The organism is Kitasatospora azatica KCTC 9699 (assembly GCF_000744785.1).
GTDB lineage: Bacteria > Actinomycetota > Actinomycetes > Streptomycetales > Streptomycetaceae > Kitasatospora > Kitasatospora azatica.
The window spans coordinates 2171825-2187968 of record NZ_JQMO01000002.1; the positions used below are offsets into that span (position 1 = coordinate 2171825).

At 73.7% G+C, this 16144-nt stretch carries 15 protein-coding genes; 7 read left to right on the forward strand and 8 right to left on the reverse strand.

The annotated features are described in order from the left end of the window. Nucleotides 1-21: 21 nt before the first annotated feature. From BR98_RS09945 to BR98_RS09955, 3 genes are read left to right on the forward strand one after another with little or no spacing between them, the layout of a single operon-like run. Nucleotides 22-2013, forward strand: a complete 1992-nt coding sequence (locus BR98_RS09945; protein ID WP_051969649.1) for a putative cobaltochelatase — start codon at nucleotides 22-24, stop codon at nucleotides 2011-2013. A gap of 5 nt (nucleotides 2014-2018) precedes the next feature. Continuing rightward, complete coding sequence (gene cobO, locus BR98_RS09950) at nucleotides 2019-2624, forward strand: cob(I)yrinic acid a,c-diamide adenosyltransferase (protein ID WP_035843880.1); 606 nt, start codon at nucleotides 2019-2021, stop codon at nucleotides 2622-2624. A gap of 4 nt (nucleotides 2625-2628) precedes the next feature. Beyond that, entirely contained in the window at nucleotides 2629-4017 is a 1389-nt protein-coding gene (locus BR98_RS09955; protein WP_083976210.1) for a cobyrinate a,c-diamide synthase, read from the forward strand. On the opposite strand, the gene BR98_RS09960 is transcribed toward BR98_RS09955, so the two are convergent. After that, the gene (locus BR98_RS09960) at nucleotides 4005-4742 is read right to left on the reverse strand and encodes an SDR family NAD(P)-dependent oxidoreductase (RefSeq protein ID WP_035841806.1); all 738 of its coding nucleotides are present in this window, start codon (nucleotides 4740-4742) and stop codon (nucleotides 4005-4007) included. The two genes, BR98_RS09955 and BR98_RS09960, sit on opposite strands and share 13 nt — an antisense overlap. Before the next feature lie 143 nt (nucleotides 4743-4885). Here BR98_RS09960 and BR98_RS09965 point away from each other — a divergent pair, with 143 nt between their 5' ends. After that, nucleotides 4886-5377 carry a YcxB family protein gene (locus BR98_RS09965; protein WP_035841808.1) on the forward strand — a complete coding sequence of 164 codons (492 nt, stop codon included), beginning with the start codon at nucleotides 4886-4888 and terminating at the stop codon, nucleotides 5375-5377. A 34-nt stretch (nucleotides 5378-5411) separates the two neighbouring features. Here the strand turns inward: BR98_RS09965 and BR98_RS09970 are convergent, their stop codons facing one another. The 3 genes from BR98_RS09970 to BR98_RS09980 are packed head-to-tail and all read right to left on the reverse strand — an operon-like array spanning nucleotide 5412 to nucleotide 8594. Further along, the gene (locus tag BR98_RS09970) at nucleotides 5412-6431 is read right to left on the reverse strand and encodes a TolB family protein (protein ID WP_035841810.1); all 1020 of its coding nucleotides are present in this window, start codon (nucleotides 6429-6431) and stop codon (nucleotides 5412-5414) included. Then, a complete protein-coding gene (locus tag BR98_RS09975; protein WP_035841812.1) occupies nucleotides 6428-7711 on the reverse strand; it encodes an MFS transporter in 1284 nt (427 codons plus the stop codon). The genes BR98_RS09970 and BR98_RS09975 overlap by 4 nt, the downstream gene beginning before the upstream one ends. A 4-nt stretch (nucleotides 7712-7715) precedes the next feature. Continuing rightward, nucleotides 7716-8594 (reverse strand): alkaline phosphatase family protein, encoded by an 879-nt coding sequence (locus BR98_RS09980; RefSeq protein WP_035841814.1) that lies wholly within the window; start codon nucleotides 8592-8594, stop codon nucleotides 7716-7718. Nucleotides 8595-8750: 156 nt separating this feature from the next. On the opposite strand from BR98_RS09980, the gene cobC reads away from it, so the two are divergent. After that, complete coding sequence (cobC, locus tag BR98_RS09985) at nucleotides 8751-10160, forward strand: Rv2231c family pyridoxal phosphate-dependent protein CobC (protein ID WP_232247312.1); 1410 nt, start codon at nucleotides 8751-8753, stop codon at nucleotides 10158-10160. Here the strand turns inward: cobC and BR98_RS09990 are convergent. Next, on the reverse strand, nucleotides 10153-10917 hold the full coding sequence (locus tag BR98_RS09990; protein ID WP_035841816.1) for an MOSC domain-containing protein: 765 nt from the start codon (nucleotides 10915-10917) through the stop codon (nucleotides 10153-10155). The two genes, cobC and BR98_RS09990, sit on opposite strands and share 8 nt — an antisense overlap. Before the next feature lie 9 nt (nucleotides 10918-10926). Continuing rightward, nucleotides 10927-11922, reverse strand: coding sequence for an ArsR/SmtB family transcription factor (locus BR98_RS09995; protein ID WP_051969529.1), 996 nt, complete (start codon nucleotides 11920-11922; stop codon nucleotides 10927-10929). A gap of 71 nt (nucleotides 11923-11993) precedes the next feature. Here BR98_RS09995 and BR98_RS10000 point away from each other — a divergent pair, with 71 nt between their 5' ends. Beyond that, nucleotides 11994-13238, forward strand: a complete 1245-nt coding sequence (locus tag BR98_RS10000; RefSeq protein WP_063774732.1) for an MFS transporter — start codon at nucleotides 11994-11996, stop codon at nucleotides 13236-13238. 76 nt (nucleotides 13239-13314) lie between these two features. Here BR98_RS10000 and glnII read toward each other — a convergent pair whose 3' ends face one another. After that, nucleotides 13315-14337: a glutamine synthetase gene (gene glnII, locus BR98_RS10005; RefSeq protein WP_035841818.1), complete on the reverse strand. Its 1023-nt coding sequence runs from the start codon at nucleotides 14335-14337 to the stop codon at nucleotides 13315-13317. Between the two features lie 147 nt (nucleotides 14338-14484). Then, the gene (locus BR98_RS10010; protein WP_035841820.1) at nucleotides 14485-15471 is read right to left on the reverse strand and encodes an SCO1860 family LAETG-anchored protein; all 987 of its coding nucleotides are present in this window, start codon (nucleotides 15469-15471) and stop codon (nucleotides 14485-14487) included. A 265-nt stretch (nucleotides 15472-15736) separates the two neighbouring features. Here BR98_RS10010 and BR98_RS10015 point away from each other — a divergent pair, with 265 nt between their 5' ends. Further along, the gene (locus BR98_RS10015) at nucleotides 15737-16144 is read left to right on the forward strand and encodes a hypothetical protein (protein WP_035841822.1); all 408 of its coding nucleotides are present in this window, start codon (nucleotides 15737-15739) and stop codon (nucleotides 16142-16144) included.

The window sequence follows — 16144 nt, forward strand, 5'->3', positions numbered from 1 at the left end:
CCGTTCACCGCGATTGTCGGGATGGCCGACCTGCGGCTCGGGCTCCTGCTGAACGCCGTCTCACCGGCGGTCGGCGGGGTCCTGGTGCGTGGCGAGAAGGGGACCGCGAAGTCGACCATGGTGCGGGCCCTGGCCGGGCTGCTGCCGTCGATCGCGGTGGCGGACGGGTGCCGGTTCGCCTGCGATCCCGGCTCGCCGGATCCGCAGTGCCCGGACGGGCCGCACGGTGCCGGCTCCACCGAACGGCCGGCCCGGCTGGTGGAGTTGCCGGTCGGCGTCACCGAGGACCGGATCGTCGGCTCGCTGGACCTTGAACAAGCGCTTGCTCAGGGCGTGAAGGCCTACGAGCCGGGGCTGCTGGCCCAGGCGCACCGGGGTGTGCTCTACATCGACGAGGTCAACCTGCTGCAGGACCACGTGGTGGACCTGCTGCTGGACGCCGCCGCGATGGGGCGCTCGTACGTGGAGCGCGAAGGCGTCTCGGTGCGGCACGCGGCGCGGTTCCTGCTGGTGGGGACGATGAACCCGGAGGAGGGCGAGCTGCGGCCGCAGCTGCTCGACCGGTTCGGGCTGACCGTGGAGATCGCCGCGACCCGGGACCCGGCGGAGCGGGCCGAGGTGGTGCGCCGACGGCTGGCGTACGACGCGGACCCGGCCGGGTTCGCGGCGGGCTACGAGGCTGCTGAGCAAGCGCTTGCTCAGCGCATCGTCGCCGCCCGCGAGCTGCTGCCCTCGGTCGAGCTCGGCGATCCGGCGCTGCGTCAGATCACCGCCGTCTGCGCGGCCTTCGAGGTGGACGGGCTGCGCGCGGACATCGTGATGGCGCGCACCGCCGTGGCGCTGGCCGCCTGGGACGGGCGGACGGCGGTGGCCGAGGAGGACGTCCGCAAGGCCGCCCAGCTCGCACTGCCGCACCGCCGCCGACGCAACCCCTTCGACGCGCCCGGGCTGGACGAGGAGCAGCTGGACCGGACGCTGGACGAGCACGCGGAACCCGAGGAGCCCACCGACCCCGAGGACGACGGGCCCGGCAGCGGCCCGGACGGACCCGGCGGCGGAGCTCCCGAGCCCGGCGAGCCGTCGGCCCCCGCCGAGGCCGCCGACAGCGCCGAGGACCAGCCCGGCACGCCCCAGCTCCCCCGGCCCGGCAGCGCCCCGCCCCGCGAGTCCGCCCCGGTGGCGGCCGGCGAGGCCTACCGCACCAAGCTGTTCAAGGTCCCCGGCACCGGTCGCGGCACCCAGGGCCGCCGCTCCCCCGCCGAGACCGACGGCGGCCACACCGTGCGGTCCCGCCGCCCGCAGGGCGCGCTGACCCGGCTGCACCTGTCCGCCACCCTGCAGGCCGCCGCCCCGCACCAGCTGGCCCGCGGCCGCGCCGGCCGGGCCCTGGTGCTGCGCTCCGACGACTTCCGCGAGCAGGTGCGCCGGGGTCGCGAGTCCAACCTGGTGCTCTTCGTGGTCGACGCCTCCGGCTCGATGGCCGCCCGGCAGCGGATGACCGCCGTCAAGGGCGCGGTGCTCTCGCTGCTGATGGACGCCTACCAGCGCCGCGACAAGATCGGCATGATCACCTTCCGGGGCAGCGGCGCCGAGTTGGCGCTGCCGCCGACCTCCTCGGTGGAGGTCGGCGCGGCCCGGCTGGAGCAGCTGCCCACCGGTGGCCGCACCCCGCTGGCCGCCGGCCTGCTGCGCGCCCACGAGGTGCTGCGGCTGGAGCGGGTGCGCGACCCGCAGCGCCGCCCGCTGATGGTACTGGTCACCGACGGCCGGGCCACCGGCGGACGGGCCGCGCTCGCCGAGGCCGGCCGGGCGGCCGGGCTGCTGGCCGCGCAGGGCACCGCCGCCGTGGTGCTGGACTGCGAGTCGGGCCCGGTCCGACTCGGCCTCGCCCGCACGCTGGCCACCCAACTGAACGCCACCGCCGTCACCTTGGACGAGCTGCGCGCCGAGGGCGTGGCCGCCCTGGTGCACGCCCACCGTTCCGCCTCCCACCCGCAGCGAAAGGCAGCGTGACCTCGATGCCCCAGGGCAAGCCCGATGTCGTCCCCAACGACGGCCTGACCACCCGTCAGCGCCGTACCCAGCCGATCACCGCCGTGCACACCGGCCCCGGCAAGGGCAAGTCCACCGCTGCCTTCGGCCTCGCGCTGCGGGCCTGGAACCAGGGCTGGCCGATCGGGGTGTTCCAGTTCGTCAAGTCCGCCAAGTGGAAGGTGGGCGAGGAGAACGCGCTGAAGGTGCTGGGTGCCTCCGGCGAGGGCGGCACGGTGGCCTGGCACAAGATGGGCGAGGGCTGGTCCTGGGTGCAGCGCTCCGCCGAGATGGAGCAGTCCAGCGAGGAGGCCGCCAAGGAGGGCTGGGAGCAGGTCAAGCGCGACCTGGCCGCCGAGACCTACCGGCTCTACGTGCTGGACGAGTTCACCTACCCCATGCACTGGGGCTGGGTGGACGTGGCCGAGGTGGTCGAGGTGCTGCGCGACCGTCCGGGTTCCCAGCATGTCGTGGTCACCGGCCGCTACGCCCCCGAGCCGCTGCTCGAACTCGCGGACCTGGTCACCGAGATGACCAAGGTGAAGCACCCGATGGACGCCGGCCGCAAGGGCCAGCGCGGGATCGAGTGGTAGGGCTCTGAGTTCCGTGCACATCCCCCGCATCGTCATCGCCGCTCCCTCCTCGGGGGCCGGCAAGACCACCGTCGCCACCGGCCTGATGGCCGCGCTCACCGCGCGCGGCCTCAAGGTCTCCCCGCACAAGGTCGGGCCGGACTACATCGACCCGGGCTACCACGGGCTGGCCACCGGCCGGCCCGGCCGGAACCTGGACGCCTTCCTGTGCGGGCCCGAGCGGGTCGAGCCGCTCTTCCTGCACGGGGCCGCGGGGGCGGACGTGGCGGTGGTCGAGGGCGTCATGGGGATGTTCGACGGCGCTTCCGGGCGTGGCGAGTTGGCCTCCACCGCGCATGTCGCCAAGCTGCTCCGGGCGCCGGTGGTGCTGGTGGTGGACGGGTCCTCGCAGTCGCGCTCGGTGGCCGCCCTGGTGCACGGCTTCGCCTCCTGGGACCCCGAGGTCCGGCTCGCCGGGGTGATCCTGAACCGGGTCGCCTCGGACCGGCACGAGCAACTGCTGCGCGAGGCCCTGGAGGAGGGCGCGGGGGTGCCGGTGCTGGGCGCGGTGCGGCGGACCGCCTCGGTGGCGACGCCGTCCCGGCACCTCGGCCTGGTCCCGGTGGTCGAACGTTCGGCGCAGGCCGTCCAGGCGGTCCGCGACATGGGCGAACTCATCGACGCTTCAGTGGACTTGGACGCGATCCTGGCTCTGGCCAAGTCCGCTCCGCCGCTCTCCGCCGAGCCGTGGGATCCCGCCGCCGAGGTTTCCACGGTCCCCGGGCGCCCGCGGATCGCCCTCGCGGCCGGCCCCGCCTTCTCCTTCTCGTACGCGGAGAACGCCGAACTCCTGGCCGCCGCAGGCGCCGAGGTGCTGCCCTTCGACCCGCTGCACGACACCGCACTGCCTGACGGAACGTCAGGACTGGTGATCGGCGGCGGCTTCCCCGAGGTGTACGCGGCCGAGCTGAGCGAGAACGCCCCGCTGCGCGAGGCCATCTCCTCGCTCGTCGCCGCCGGCGCCCCGATCGCCGCCGAGTGCGCCGGACTCCTCTACCTGGCCCGCGAGTTGGACGGCCGCCCGATGTGCGGAATCCTCGACGCCACGGCCTGGATGACCGAACGCCTCACCCTCGGCTACCGCGAGGCCGTGGCCCTGCACGACAGCCCGCTGGCCCCCGCCGGCACCCGGCTGCGCGGCCACGAATTCCACCGCACCAGCTGCGACCCCGGGGCCTGCGCCACCACCCCCGCCTGGGGCTGGCGCACCCCCACCGGCGCCCCCGCCACCGAGGGCTTCAGCACCCCGAACCTGCACGCCAGTTACCTGCACGTGCACTGGGCGGGAGCGCCGGGCGTGGCGCAGCGCCTCGTCGAGCACTGCGCCGGCCCGGCGACCGGTCAGCGACCGTAGATCGTGCCGCCGTCCAGGTGGAAGACCTGGGCGGTCAGGTGGGCGGCGGCCGGGGAGGCGAGGTAGAGGGCGATGCCGACGATGTCGGCGGGGACGCCGACCCGCTTGGTGGCGGACTGGCCGACGTTCCAGGCCACCCGCTCGGCGGAGATGCCGCCGGTGCCGAAGAAGTCGGTCTCGGCGATGTAGCCGGGGGCGATCACGTTGGCGGTGATGCCCTCGGGGCCCAACTCCTGGGCCAGCGTGACGTTCCAGTTCTCCACAGCGGCCTTGGCCGCACCGTAGGAGCCGGAACCGCCGCGGTGCGCGGCGATCGAGCTGAAGTTGATCACCCGGGCGCCCGGGTTGAGCCGCTCGCGCAGGGCGGTGGTGACCAGCACGGCGGTGAACAGGTTGGCGTCCAGGTTGGCCTGCCAGGCGGCGGCCAGACCGGCCAGACCGGTCGGCGCGGCGTCCGGCTGACCGGTGCGGTCGCGGTTGCCGCCCGCGTTGTTGACCAGGACGTCGACCCGCTCGGGCAGTTCGGACAGCGCGGCCTCGACCTGCGCCGGGTCGGCGGCGTCGAAGACCACCGGGCGCACCCTGGGCCCGAGTTCGGCGGCGGCCTCGGCCAGCACGTCCTTGCGACGCCCGGTGATCACCACCTGGTCCCCCTGCTCGGCGAAGGCGGCCGCGATGGCCTTGCCGATGCCCGTACCGCCGCCGGTGACGACAATCTGACGCATGGTGCGCCACTCCCCTCGTATGACTGGATGTCCCCGGCAGCCTAACCGCCGGCGGGTGACGGGGCCGCCGGGAATCCGACCGGTGGTGGCTGCGAGAATCCCGGGTAGTCCGTACCGACCAGGCAGAAAGGCCCACGAACCCTGTGGACGTCACCGCCACCTTCCAGCTGACCCCGCGCGAGTTCCGCCAGGCGATCCGCAACCTGCCGACGATTCGCCGGATCGCGCTGCTGAGCGTCCTGTTCACCGTGGCGGGGCTGGTGGAGCTGTTCACCAGCAACCACCCGCAGTGGTGGCTGATCGTGACCGGCCCGGGCCTGCTGGTCTTCCTGGAGCTGGCGGCGGTCCGCGGCGCCACCCGGCGCAGCGCGCCGCTGCTCGCCAACCCCTGGACGGTGCGGGTCACCGAGGGCAGCTACCGGCTGGAGACCAACGCGAGCTCGGCCAAGGTGGGCTGGAGCAACTACCGCGAGGTGACCGAGCGGGCCGGCTTCTGGTACCTGCACCAGGCCAACCGGGCCGTCTCCTTCCTGCCCCAGCAGGCCTTCAACGAGACCGACCGCGCCCAGGTTGCCGCGTTCTTCGCCGCGAAGCTGCCCGCGCAGCCGCGGCCGTGGTACCGGGCGCTCATCTGATCCTCCGTCCCGCCAGGGCCCGTCCGGACGGGCCCTAGCCCAGGTAGGCCGGGGCGAGCGCGGCGCCGAGCAGCTCGCGCGCGGCGCCGGAGCCGTCGGCCGGCACGGTCCACAGGTCGCTGCCGTAGTCGCCGGGCAGGGCGTAGACCAGGGTGTGGTCGTCGGCCCAGACCGCCTGGTCGTCCACGCTGCGGCTCTCGGCGGTCGGGGTCTCCACGCCGGTGCGCAGGTCCAGCACGTAGAGCAGCCAGGGGACGTCGTTGGCGGCCCCGGTGATCCGGTGCTTGTAGGCGACCCGGGTGCCGTCCGGCGAGAGCGAGGGGCACTCCACGTTCGAGTGCAGGGTGGTCAGCGTCCGCGCGCCGAGGTCGCCGCGGACCAGCCAGGTCTGGCCTGCCGAGGCCACGGTGGCGTAGAAGGTGGTGTCGTCGGCGAAGGTGACGCCCCAGACGTTGATGTCCTGCGCCTGGTACCGCTGACCGTCCTTGAGCACCGCGAAGGTCTCCAGGTTCTCCTCCAGGTGCCAGTCGCGGGTGTCCACGATCGAGGTCCGGGTGGAGAAGTTGAGGCTGCCGTAGTTGTCGCCACTGGTGAACACGGTCCAGGCGGCCAGGTGCCCGGAGGGCGAGACCCGGGACCGGCTGGGGATGCCCGCCAGCGGGAAGGACTTCAGATCGTGCAGCTGGGCGTCCATCACCACCGCGCGGTAGCCGTCCTGAACCGCGCCCGGGTCGGCGCGCAGGCAGATCCCCGTCCCGGCGGCCGCGTAGAAGCGCTCGCACTTGACGCCCGAGGCGGTGCGCTCCGCCTGCGGCCGGTCGGCCGGCACGGCGGCCAGTTCGTCGCGGTGCGGGCCCCAGGCGGTGGAGCGGAAGACCACGGTTCGGGCGCCCGGCCGCAGCGAGACCGCGCCGGGGGCCACTGTCGGGCCGCCCTGCTGCGCCACATCGCGCCGCCCGGCCCGGTCGGCGGCGTGCAGCACGCTCACGGTGGCGACGCCGCCGAGCAGCAGCAGCGTCACCAACAGCACGGTCAGGCGGGCGGTTCGGCTCACGCGGGACGCTCCGTTCGTAGCAGGACGGCGACCAGCACGGCCGCCAGCGCCAACGCACCGGCCGCTGCGGCCAACGCGCTGTGCGGACCCCAGGCGGTCCAGGCCGCACCGAAGCCGAGCGAGCAGACGAACCGCGCGGCGGTCTGCCCGGTCCCCACCAGGGCGAGCCCGGCGCCCCGATGGGCCTCGGGGATCACGTCGGCGGCGGCCGCGGCCAGCACCCCGTCGGTGGCCGCGTAGAAGGTGCCGTGCAGCGCGAGCACCGCGAACGGCACCCAACCGCCGCCACCCGCGCCGAGCAGCAGCCCGTACCCGGTGAGCAGCGCGCCGTGCCCGGCCAGGAACAGCCCGCGCCGGCCCACCTTGTCCGCCAGCAGACCGAAGGGCACCGCGAGCAGCAGGAAGCCGGCCGCCGTGCCGAGCGGCAGCAGCGGGAAGTACTGGGCGGGCAGGTCCAGCTGACGCTGGATCAGCAGGTAGACGAAGGAGTCGCTGACCGTGGTCAGCCCGAGCAGCACCGCGCAGACGGTCAGCCGGCGCAGCCCGGCCAGGCGCCACAGGGCCCGGGTCACCGCCGGTCGCCCGCCCGCCGCACCGCCGCTCGACCGCCCCGGCACGAAGAGCAGCAGCACCACCACACCGACCGCCGCCACGCAGCCGCTCACCGCGAAGACCGCGCGGTACCCGGCCCGGTCGCCACCCACCACCAGCAACTGCCCCTGGGTGGCCCGCAGCAGCACGAAGGCCAGCAGCGGCCCCAGCAGCGCCCCGGCGGTGTCCATCGCCCGGTGCACCCCGAACGCCCGGCCCCGGTGCTCGGGTTCGCTGGACAGCGAGATCAGCGCGTCCCGGGGCGCGGTGCGCAGCCCCTTGCCGGTGCGGTCCACCGCGAGCACCGCACCGAGTGCGGCCACCGAACCGGCCACCAGCAGCAGCGGCTTGCACAGTGCGGAGAGACCGTAGCCGACCAGCGCCACCGCCTTGTGCCGGCCGCCGCCGCGGTCCGCCACCACGCCGGCGGAGAGCTTCACGAGCGCGCCGACGCCGTTGTAGATGCCGTCCAGCAGCCCGAAGCCGAGCGGCGAGACGCCGAGGCCGGCCACCAGGTAGAGCGGCAGCACGGCGGTGACCATCTCGGAGGAGATGTCGGTGATCAGGCTGACCGTGCCCAGTGCGAGCACGGTCGCCGAGACGGCCCGTACCGCCGACCGCCCCGGGCCGTGGCCCGGGGCGGCTTCGGCGGTCGCCGTCGCAGAGCTGCGGCGATCCGCGAGGTACACGGTGTCAGTTCCAGATGCCGGTGATGTCCGAGGCGCTCGCGGCGTTGCCCGCGTGGCTGGTCAGGCCGGCCAGGTCCTCCAGGGTGCGCAGCACGCTGTAGTGGTTGTAGGTGGCGGTGGCGGAGCTGCCGGGAGCCACGTGCTGGCCGTAGACCACGGTCGCGATGTGGTTGCCGTTGCTGCCGTTGTCCTCGTCGAAGGTGACGACCAGCAGGCTGTTGTGGGTCTGCGCCCAGGTCGCGTAGGCGCCGAGGTTGTTCTTGATCCAGGTGTCGCCGGTGCTGACCGAGCAGTCGTGCATGTCGCTGCACAGGTTCGGCACCACGAACGCCTCCTTGGGCAGCGTGGTGTAGTCGGTCGGGAACTGCGCGAAGGTGTACGCGCTGTTCAGCGGCACGTTGTTGAAGCCGAACCACGGGTTGTGCTTCTGCGCGTACTTGCCGCTGCTGCAGGTGGTCGAACCCTGGCTCGGCAGCGACTCGTTGTAGCTGGCCCAGGTCTTGCCGGCGGCCAGCAGCTCGGAGCCCAGGTTGGCGGCGGACAGCGACTGGACGGCGATGCAGCTGTCGTCGGTGCGGCCCTGGGTGCTGCCGGAGAACAGCGCGTAGTAGTTGGGCTCGCTCGGGTGGGTGATGCCGAAGGAGTTGGTCAGGTTGCCACCCCCGGCCTTCAGGGTGTTGTTGATGTACGGGGCGCTGGAGCTGCCGATGATCTGCGAGTACGCGTGGTTCTCCATCACCACCACGATCACGTGGTCGGGGGTGGGCAGGCCGGTCGCGGCCTGGGCGGTGGCGCCGCCCGACAGCCACAGGGCGGCGGAGCCGGCGACGAGGCCGAGCGCGGCGGCGGCCGCGGTCAGGGCGCGACGGGGCAGGGTGGGCATGGCGGGTCCTCCGTACGGGGTTTGGGGGATCGGGCCGAGCGCGGCAAGCGTAGGAGTGACGGGGTGACGCGGACAGCACACCGAAAGTGAAGAAGCGAGGAACGGCACACCACTGCGGATTGACTCCCGATCACGCACCGTGATGGGATTTCGCGGGTGAACAGCGAGAACGCGGCCGGCGTGGTGGTCGGAGTCGGCGCGAGTGCCGGAGTGCCCGAGCAGGAGGTGCTCGGGCTGATCGGCGAGGTGCTGGCCGAGGCGGCGCTGCCCGCGACGGCGGTGCGGCTGCTGGCCACCGTGCAGGCCCGGGCCGCCGAGCCCGGACTGCTCGGCGCGGCCCGGGCCTTCGGAGTACCGCTGGTCGGACACCCGGCCGACCGGCTGGCCGCCGTCCGGGTGCCGACCCCCTCCCCCGAGGTGCTGGCGGTCACCGGGACCCCGAGTGTGGCGGAGGCGGCGGCCTTGCTGGCGGGCGGCGAACTGCTGGTCGCGAAGCGGAAGTCGGCCCGGTCGACGGTGGCCGTCGCGACGCTGCCGACGCCCGACCTGCGACACCACGGCGACGCCGAGGTCCGCACACCGGGCCTGGTGGACCTGGCGGTGAACGTGCGCTCCGGCACCCCGCCGGGCTGGCTGCGCGAGGCGCTGGCGGACTCGCTCGGCGAGTTGGCCGCCTACCCCGAGCAGTCGGCGGCCCGGGCCGCCGTCGCCGCCCGGCACGGCCGTCCGGTGGACGAGGTACTGCTCACCTCGGGTGCGGCCGAGGCCTTCGTGCTGCTGGCCCGCACCCTGCGACCGCGCCACGCCGTGGTGGTGCACCCGCAGTTCACCGAACCGGAGGCGGCGCTGCGCGATGCCGGAGTCACCGTGCACCGGGTGCTGCTCTCGCCGGCCGAGGGCTTCCGGCTGACCGCCGGGGCGGTGCCCGAGCAGGCCGACCTGGTGGTGATCGGCAACCCGACCAACCCGACCTCGGTCCTGCACCCCGCCGATGCGCTGCTCGCGCTGGCCCGCCCGGGGCGCACCCTGGTGGTGGACGAGGCCTTCATGGACACCGTCCCCGGCGAGACCGAGTCGCTCGCGGGGCTGCGCCGACTCCCGGGGCAGGTGGTGGTGTTGCGCAGTCTGACCAAGACCTGGGGGCTGGCGGGGCTGCGGATCGGATACGTGCTCGGGCCGGCCGGGCTGATCGCCGAGCTGGGCCGGGCGCAGCCGCTCTGGCCGGTCTCCACCCCCGCCCTGGTGGCGGCCGAACTCTGCAGCGGGCCACCGGCCCTGGCCGAGGCCGAGGCGGCGGCCGGGCAACTCGCGGAGCACCGCGCGTATCTGCTGGAGCAGCTGACGCGGTTCCCGGCGATCCGGGTGCACGGCGCCCCGCAGGCTTCCTTCCTGCTGATCGAACTCCCGGGCGCGGCCGAGATCCGCACCCGGCTGCGCACGGCCGGCTACGCGGTGCGGCGCGGGGACACGTTCCCGGGGTTGGGGACCGACTGGCTACGGCTGGCGGTGCGCGATCCGCACACCACGGACGGGTTCATCGCGGCACTGGGCGAGCTGCTCAGCTGACCAGGCACACCTGATCGCCCTCGGCCACCCGGCCGGGGGCGAGGATCTGGGCGTAGACCCCGGCGCACGGGAACTCGGCCATGCCGGGCAGCGGGACCAGGCGGTTGTCGCGGGCCGGGATGCGCAGCGCCTCGGGGTGCGCGGGCAGCGCTCCGTGCGGCAGGGTGGGGATCGCGCAGCGCGGGGTGGGCGCCACGACCTGCAGCCTGAGTTCCTGACCTATCGTCAGCTCCCGTCCCACCCAGGCGTTCTCGACGAAGCCCTGGCCCGGCACCTCGACCACCACATTGGGCCGGTAGCGGGCCGCCTCGGCGCCGACCCGGGCCAGCGTCGCGGTGCTGACCAGGTGCAGCGGGGCGAAGTCGAAGAAGGTCCCGGCCCGCAGCCGGCTGACGTCGTGGGCGACTTCGGCCTCGGGGCCGGCGCTGAGCACCTCCTCCGGCCTGGCCCGGTCCAGGGTGGCGTCCGCGGGCGGCTGGTCGGTGAGCAGCACCGTGCGGCCGAGCAGGTCCGACAGTTCGTCGGCGACCGCGCCGACCCGGGCCGAACGCAGCGCCCGGGCCGCCCGATCGGTCAGCAACTCCCGCCAGAGCCTGGGCTGTTTGGCGCTGGCCACCTTGCCGGTGGCCAGGTCCAGCAGGGCCAGGCGCCGGTCCCCGTCCAGCCCGCGCTCGGTCACCGTCGCTGCCCGGACCGTCTCGCCCAGCATCGACTTGACCGGATACCGCCGCAGTTCACGCACCGCCCCCACGATCATGCGGGCAGCTTAACCGGCGGCGGCCAGCAGTGAGTCGGCCAGCTGGGTGCGCTGGTAGAGCACCGAGCGGCCGAGGCGCTGCGAGGAGACGATACCGGCGGCCCGCAGTGCGGTGAGGTGTTGCGAGATGCCGCCGGCCGACATGCCGGTGCGGTGCGAGAGTTCCGTGGTGGAGGCGGGTGCGGCGAGTTCGGCGAGCAGCAGGGCGCGGGAGCGGCCGAGCACGGCGGCCACCGCCTCCGGCACCTCGGCGGTGGCCTGCTCCCAGAGCACCCCGACGCCGCGGCTCGGGTAGCAGAGCTGGACCACCTCGGCCGGCCGGTTGACCATCAGTACCTTGGCCGGGCCGACGAAGGCCGAGGGGACCAGCAGCAGCCCGCGTCCGGAGAGTTCACGTGAGCCGGCGGCGCAGGTGTAGTGCCGCAGGGTCAGCGTCTCGCTGCACCACTCGACACCGGGGTGCAGCCCGCGCAGCACGGCGGCCGGCCCCTCGGTGGCGAACCGGCGGGACTGGTGCAGCAACTCGCCCTCCAGCACCGCGCGCAGCCGCGGCCAGTGCGGGGCGAGCGCCACCTCCCAGTAGCCGCGCAGTTCGGCGAGCAGGTGCGGCAGCACGGCCGCCGGGTCCTGGTGGAAGGCGTGCACCGCCGGTGACCAGTGTTCGAGCCGCTCGAGGTCGGCGCGGATCTGCTCCGGCGTGCTGCGGGCCAGCACGGCGAGTTCGGCGTCCAGCGCCCGGTCGGCGCGCGGGCTGGGAGTGGTGGACGCGGGCGGCGGGTTGAGGAAGTCGGGCAGGTATCCCCGCTCGGGGATCAGGTCGGCGAGCAGCCCGGTGCCGAGGCCGGCGGCCGCCAGCCGGGGCCGGGCCCGGTCCGCCCAGCGGCGGTGCAGCGGGCGGGCGGTGGCGGAGGTCAGCAGCCGACGGCTGGTCACCACCTCCCACAGCGGCGAGTAGGCGAGCCTGGTCACGGCCAGGTCGCGAGCCGTGAAGGCCAGTTCCAGCACGGTGTCCCCCCGTGGATTCGGCTGAGCCCGAATGAATGGTGCAACCGTAGCGGTCGCCGCAGGATTCCGGCATGACCTCGCAGCTCATCGCCCCCGCCTGCCCGCCCGAACCGGTTTCCACCCCTGCCGCCCCGTCCTACCTGCGGGCCCGCTTCGGCGGCTTCGGCGCCCCGTTCTGGGTGGTGATCGGCGGCACCGCGGTCAACCGGATCGGCACCATGGTGCTGCCGTTCCTGGTCTTCTTCCTCGGTTTCCGGCACGTGCCGACCGACCGGATCCCGTTCGTGCTGGGCGCGCTGGGCGCGGGCGGGCTGGTCGGCCCGGTGCTCGGCGGACTGCTGACCGACCGGTTCGGCAGCCGGCCCGCCATGATCACCGGCATGCTGGCCACCGCCGGCGCGCAGGGCCTGCTCTTCGTCGCGCCGAACCTGGCCACCCTGGTCCTGGCGGCGGGCACGCTGGGCGCGGCGGGCAGCCTGCACATGCCGGGCGCCGGCGCGGTGGTGGCGGGCGCGGCCGGCGGCACCCGGCGGCGGATCGCCTTCGGGCTCTTCCACTGGTCGATCAACGTCGGCACGGCGGTCGCGGGCGCGGTCGGCGGCTTCCTGGCCGAGCACGGCTACGGGCTGCTGTTCGCGCTGGACGCGGCGACCTGCCTGGCGTACGCGGCCCTGGTCGCCGCCCGGCTGCCGCGCTCGGCGGGCCGGGCCGAGGGTGCCCGGCAGGCCCGCGGCGGCTACCGGACGGTGCTGCGCGACCGGCTGATGCTCAGTCTGCTGCTGCCGGTGGTGCTGGCCGAGGCGACCTACGCGCAGACCGAGTTCGCGCTGCCGCTGGCGATCCGCGACCACGGGCTGCCGGCCACCGTCTTCGGGTTGGCCGCGGTGGTCAACGCGGTGCTGGTGGTGGCCCTGCAGCCGTTCGCCGCGGCGGTGCTGAGCCGCTTCGACCGGGCCGGGCTCTGGGCCCTGGGCAGCACGCTGGTCACCCTCGGGGTGGCGCTGACCGGGACCGCGGACAGCGCCTGGGGCTTCGTGCTGACCGTGCTGGTCTGGAGCCTCGGCGAGGTCTGCGTGAGCGGGCTCTACTCCTCGCTGGTGGCCGACCTGGCGCCGGCCGGGGCGCAGGGCCGCTACCAGGGGCTGTCGGGCTGGGCGCGCGGGGCGGCCCGGTTCGGTGCGCTGCTGCTCGGCTCGGCCGCCTACGCGGGGCTCGGCGCGGCCTCGCTCTGGTGGGGCTGCCTGCTGCTCGGCCTGACCGGCGCGGCGACCACCCTGCTGCTGGCCCGCAAGATCCAGGCCCGCACCGGAGCCTGAACCGTGACACCGGTGACGCGCCGCTGCCCGCCCACCCCTTGCGGGATGGGCGGGCAGCGTCAGAACTGGCGGCGGATCAGACCTGGCCGACCTTCTCCAGCGCGGTGCAGCAGGTGTTGACCAGCAGGCGGGTCACCACGTACGGGTCGACGTTGGCGTTCGGGCGACGGTCCTCGATGTAGCCCTTCTGCTCCACCTCGACCTGCCACGGGATGCGCACCGAGGCGCCACGGTCGGAGACGCCGTAGGAGTAGACGTTCCACGGGGCGGTCTCGTGCTTGCCGGTGAGGCGGGACTGGATGTCGTCGCCGTACTGGTTGACGTGCTCGAACACCTTCTCCTGGCTCTCGCCGAGCGACTCGCAGGCGGTGATGATGGCCTCGTAGCCCTCACGCATGGCCTTGGTGGAGAAGTTGGTGTGGGCGCCCGCGCCGTTCCAGTCACCGCGCGCCGGCTTGGCGTCCAGGGTGGCGTCGATGCCGAACTCCTCGGCGGTGCGGTAGAGCAGGTAGCGGCCGACCCACAGGTCGTCGGAGACCTGCAGCGGGTCCACCGGGCCGATCTGGAACTCCCACTGGCCGGGCATGACCTCGGCGTTGATGCCGCAGATGGCCAGGCCGGCCGCGATGCAGCGGTCCAGGTGCAGCTCGACGATCTCGCGGCCGAAGACCTCCTCGGCGCCGACGCCGCAGTAGTAGCCGCCCTGCGGGGCCGGGTAGCCGCCCTCGGGGAAGCCGAGCGGGCGGGAGCCCTTGAAGAAGGTGTACTCCTGCTCGATGCCGAAGATCGGCTCCTGCGCGGCGAACTGCTCGGCGATCGGACGCAGCAGCGCGCGGGTGTTGGACGGGTGCGCGGAGCCGTCGATCTCGTTGACCTCGCAGAGCACGAGGATGTTGTCGCCGCCGCGGATCGGGTCCGGGTAGGTGCGAACCGGCTCGAGGACGCGGTCCGAGGCGTGGCCCTCAGCCTGGTTGGTCGAGGATCCGTCGAAGCCCCAGGTCGGAATCTTGTCCGCGTTCGGCAGCACCCGGGTCTTCGAGCGGAGCTTGGCGGTCGGCTGGGTGCCGTCGATCCAGATGTACTCGGCCTTGATTGCCACGGGGATACCTCGCGAACTTGAGTGGTGGGTGCCCGCGTAGCGTCGCAAGCCGCCGTTTCCCGGTTGTTCCCCGTATGTAACCAGCATGTGAACCGACTGTCCGCGCTGACACCCTCACTCTGCGAGAGTGCAGGCGGACATGACAGGTCAGTCCCGGCGGCGCCGTCGCCCGAGGGTGACGGCCACGCCACCCGCGACCAGCAGGGCAGCACCGGCGGCGGCCACCGGGAGGGTGCCGCTGCTGCCGGTGGAGGCGAGCTCGGCACCGGGGACGGCGTGTTTCGTGGGGGTGACGGAAGGGGCGCCGGAGGAAGTCGCGACGGCGGAGGCATCGGCGACCTGGGCGGCGGTGCTGGGCTGCGCGCTCCCCTGCGCCGGCGCTCCGGACGGCGCGGCGCTCGGCGTGGCCGCCCCGGACGGGCCCCCGGTCGGCTTCTCGCAGCTCACCGAGGCGACCGTGATGGTCCCGTCCACCTTGGCCACATTGAGGTTCAGCGGGTTGACCGCCACCTTCACCACCAGCGCCGAGGCGGCCGCGGTGGTGGAGGTGGTGGTGCGCTGGGAGAACTCCATGTCCACGCTGCCGATCCCGGGCACCGCCACATGGGTCGGCCCGTACACGCTCAGGGTGACCGGCTTGCCGAGCACGGTGAGCCGGGCGGGCGAGGTCACCTTGGCGGTCGGCGGCCCGTCCACCGGGCAGTCGGCCTCGCTGCTGAGCGCCTCCAGGCCGAGCAACGCGGTCAGCGGCAGGCCGGGGGCGTGCACGTCGGCGTTGGCCAGCGTGACCGAGGCCTTGGCGCCCTGCGCGTCGACGTGGGTGTCCGAGCGGCCGATGTCCGCCTTGACCAGGGTCACCGGATCGGGTTGGGCCACGCCGGCCACCGTCGCCGTCAGCATGGAGCCGTGCAGCTCGGCCGGGGAGTGGACCTTGTTCAGGGACAGCTCCACGGGCACGTCCACCGCGTTGTTCAGCAGGCTGACGTGCAGGTCGAGTTCGGCGGTGACGGCGCTGGCGCTGCCGGTGTTGCCGGTGCTGCCGGCCGGGGCGGCGGCGGCCGGGGTGACCGGCAGGGCGACCGGCAGGGCGGCCAGCGCGGTCGCGGCGAGCAGGGCGGCGGTACGAGACGACAAGATGACGCTCCCATAGGTGTGATGAGAGCGTCATCCTCTGCTCGGATCATCCAACCCAGGGGCAACTCCCGGTCGCCGTTCACCCGTTGGAATGAAACAACCTCAAGTGAGCCGCCAATCGACCGGAGTGGGCCACTACGGGCCGCCGGCTCGCCGGTTCACTCACTGACGATCCATCAAAGCCACTGTGAACGACTGCAGTAATTGCATTAATCTGAGCTAACGCGCTCGATGCTGAGACGCAGGGGAAGCAGGGGGTGGACAGATGGTGCAGTCCTACTCGACCGACCGGATGCCGGGTGGTCTCAAAGGCGCACTGGCGGTGGTCTGGCTCCAGGCGGTCGTCAACCTCGTTTTCGCCGTGGTCCTGTTCCACGAGAACCGGAACAACATCGACCACGGCTACACGGACGACAGCGGCCTGCTCGTGACGGGGGCGTGCGTGACGCTGGGAACGGCGCTGCTCCTGGCGGCCGGCGCGCTGGGTGCGGCGGCTCGCCACGACTGGGCGCGGCGCACCGTGATCGCACTGGAGGTGCTGAACATTCTGGGCGGCGTGCTCCTCGTGCTGCTCGGCGGGACGGTGTCGGGCCTGCTCGGCATGCTGGTCTCGGCAGTGGTCATCGCGGGGTTCGGCTCGACGAAGGCGGTCGCCTGGGTCCGGCGGCGCTGA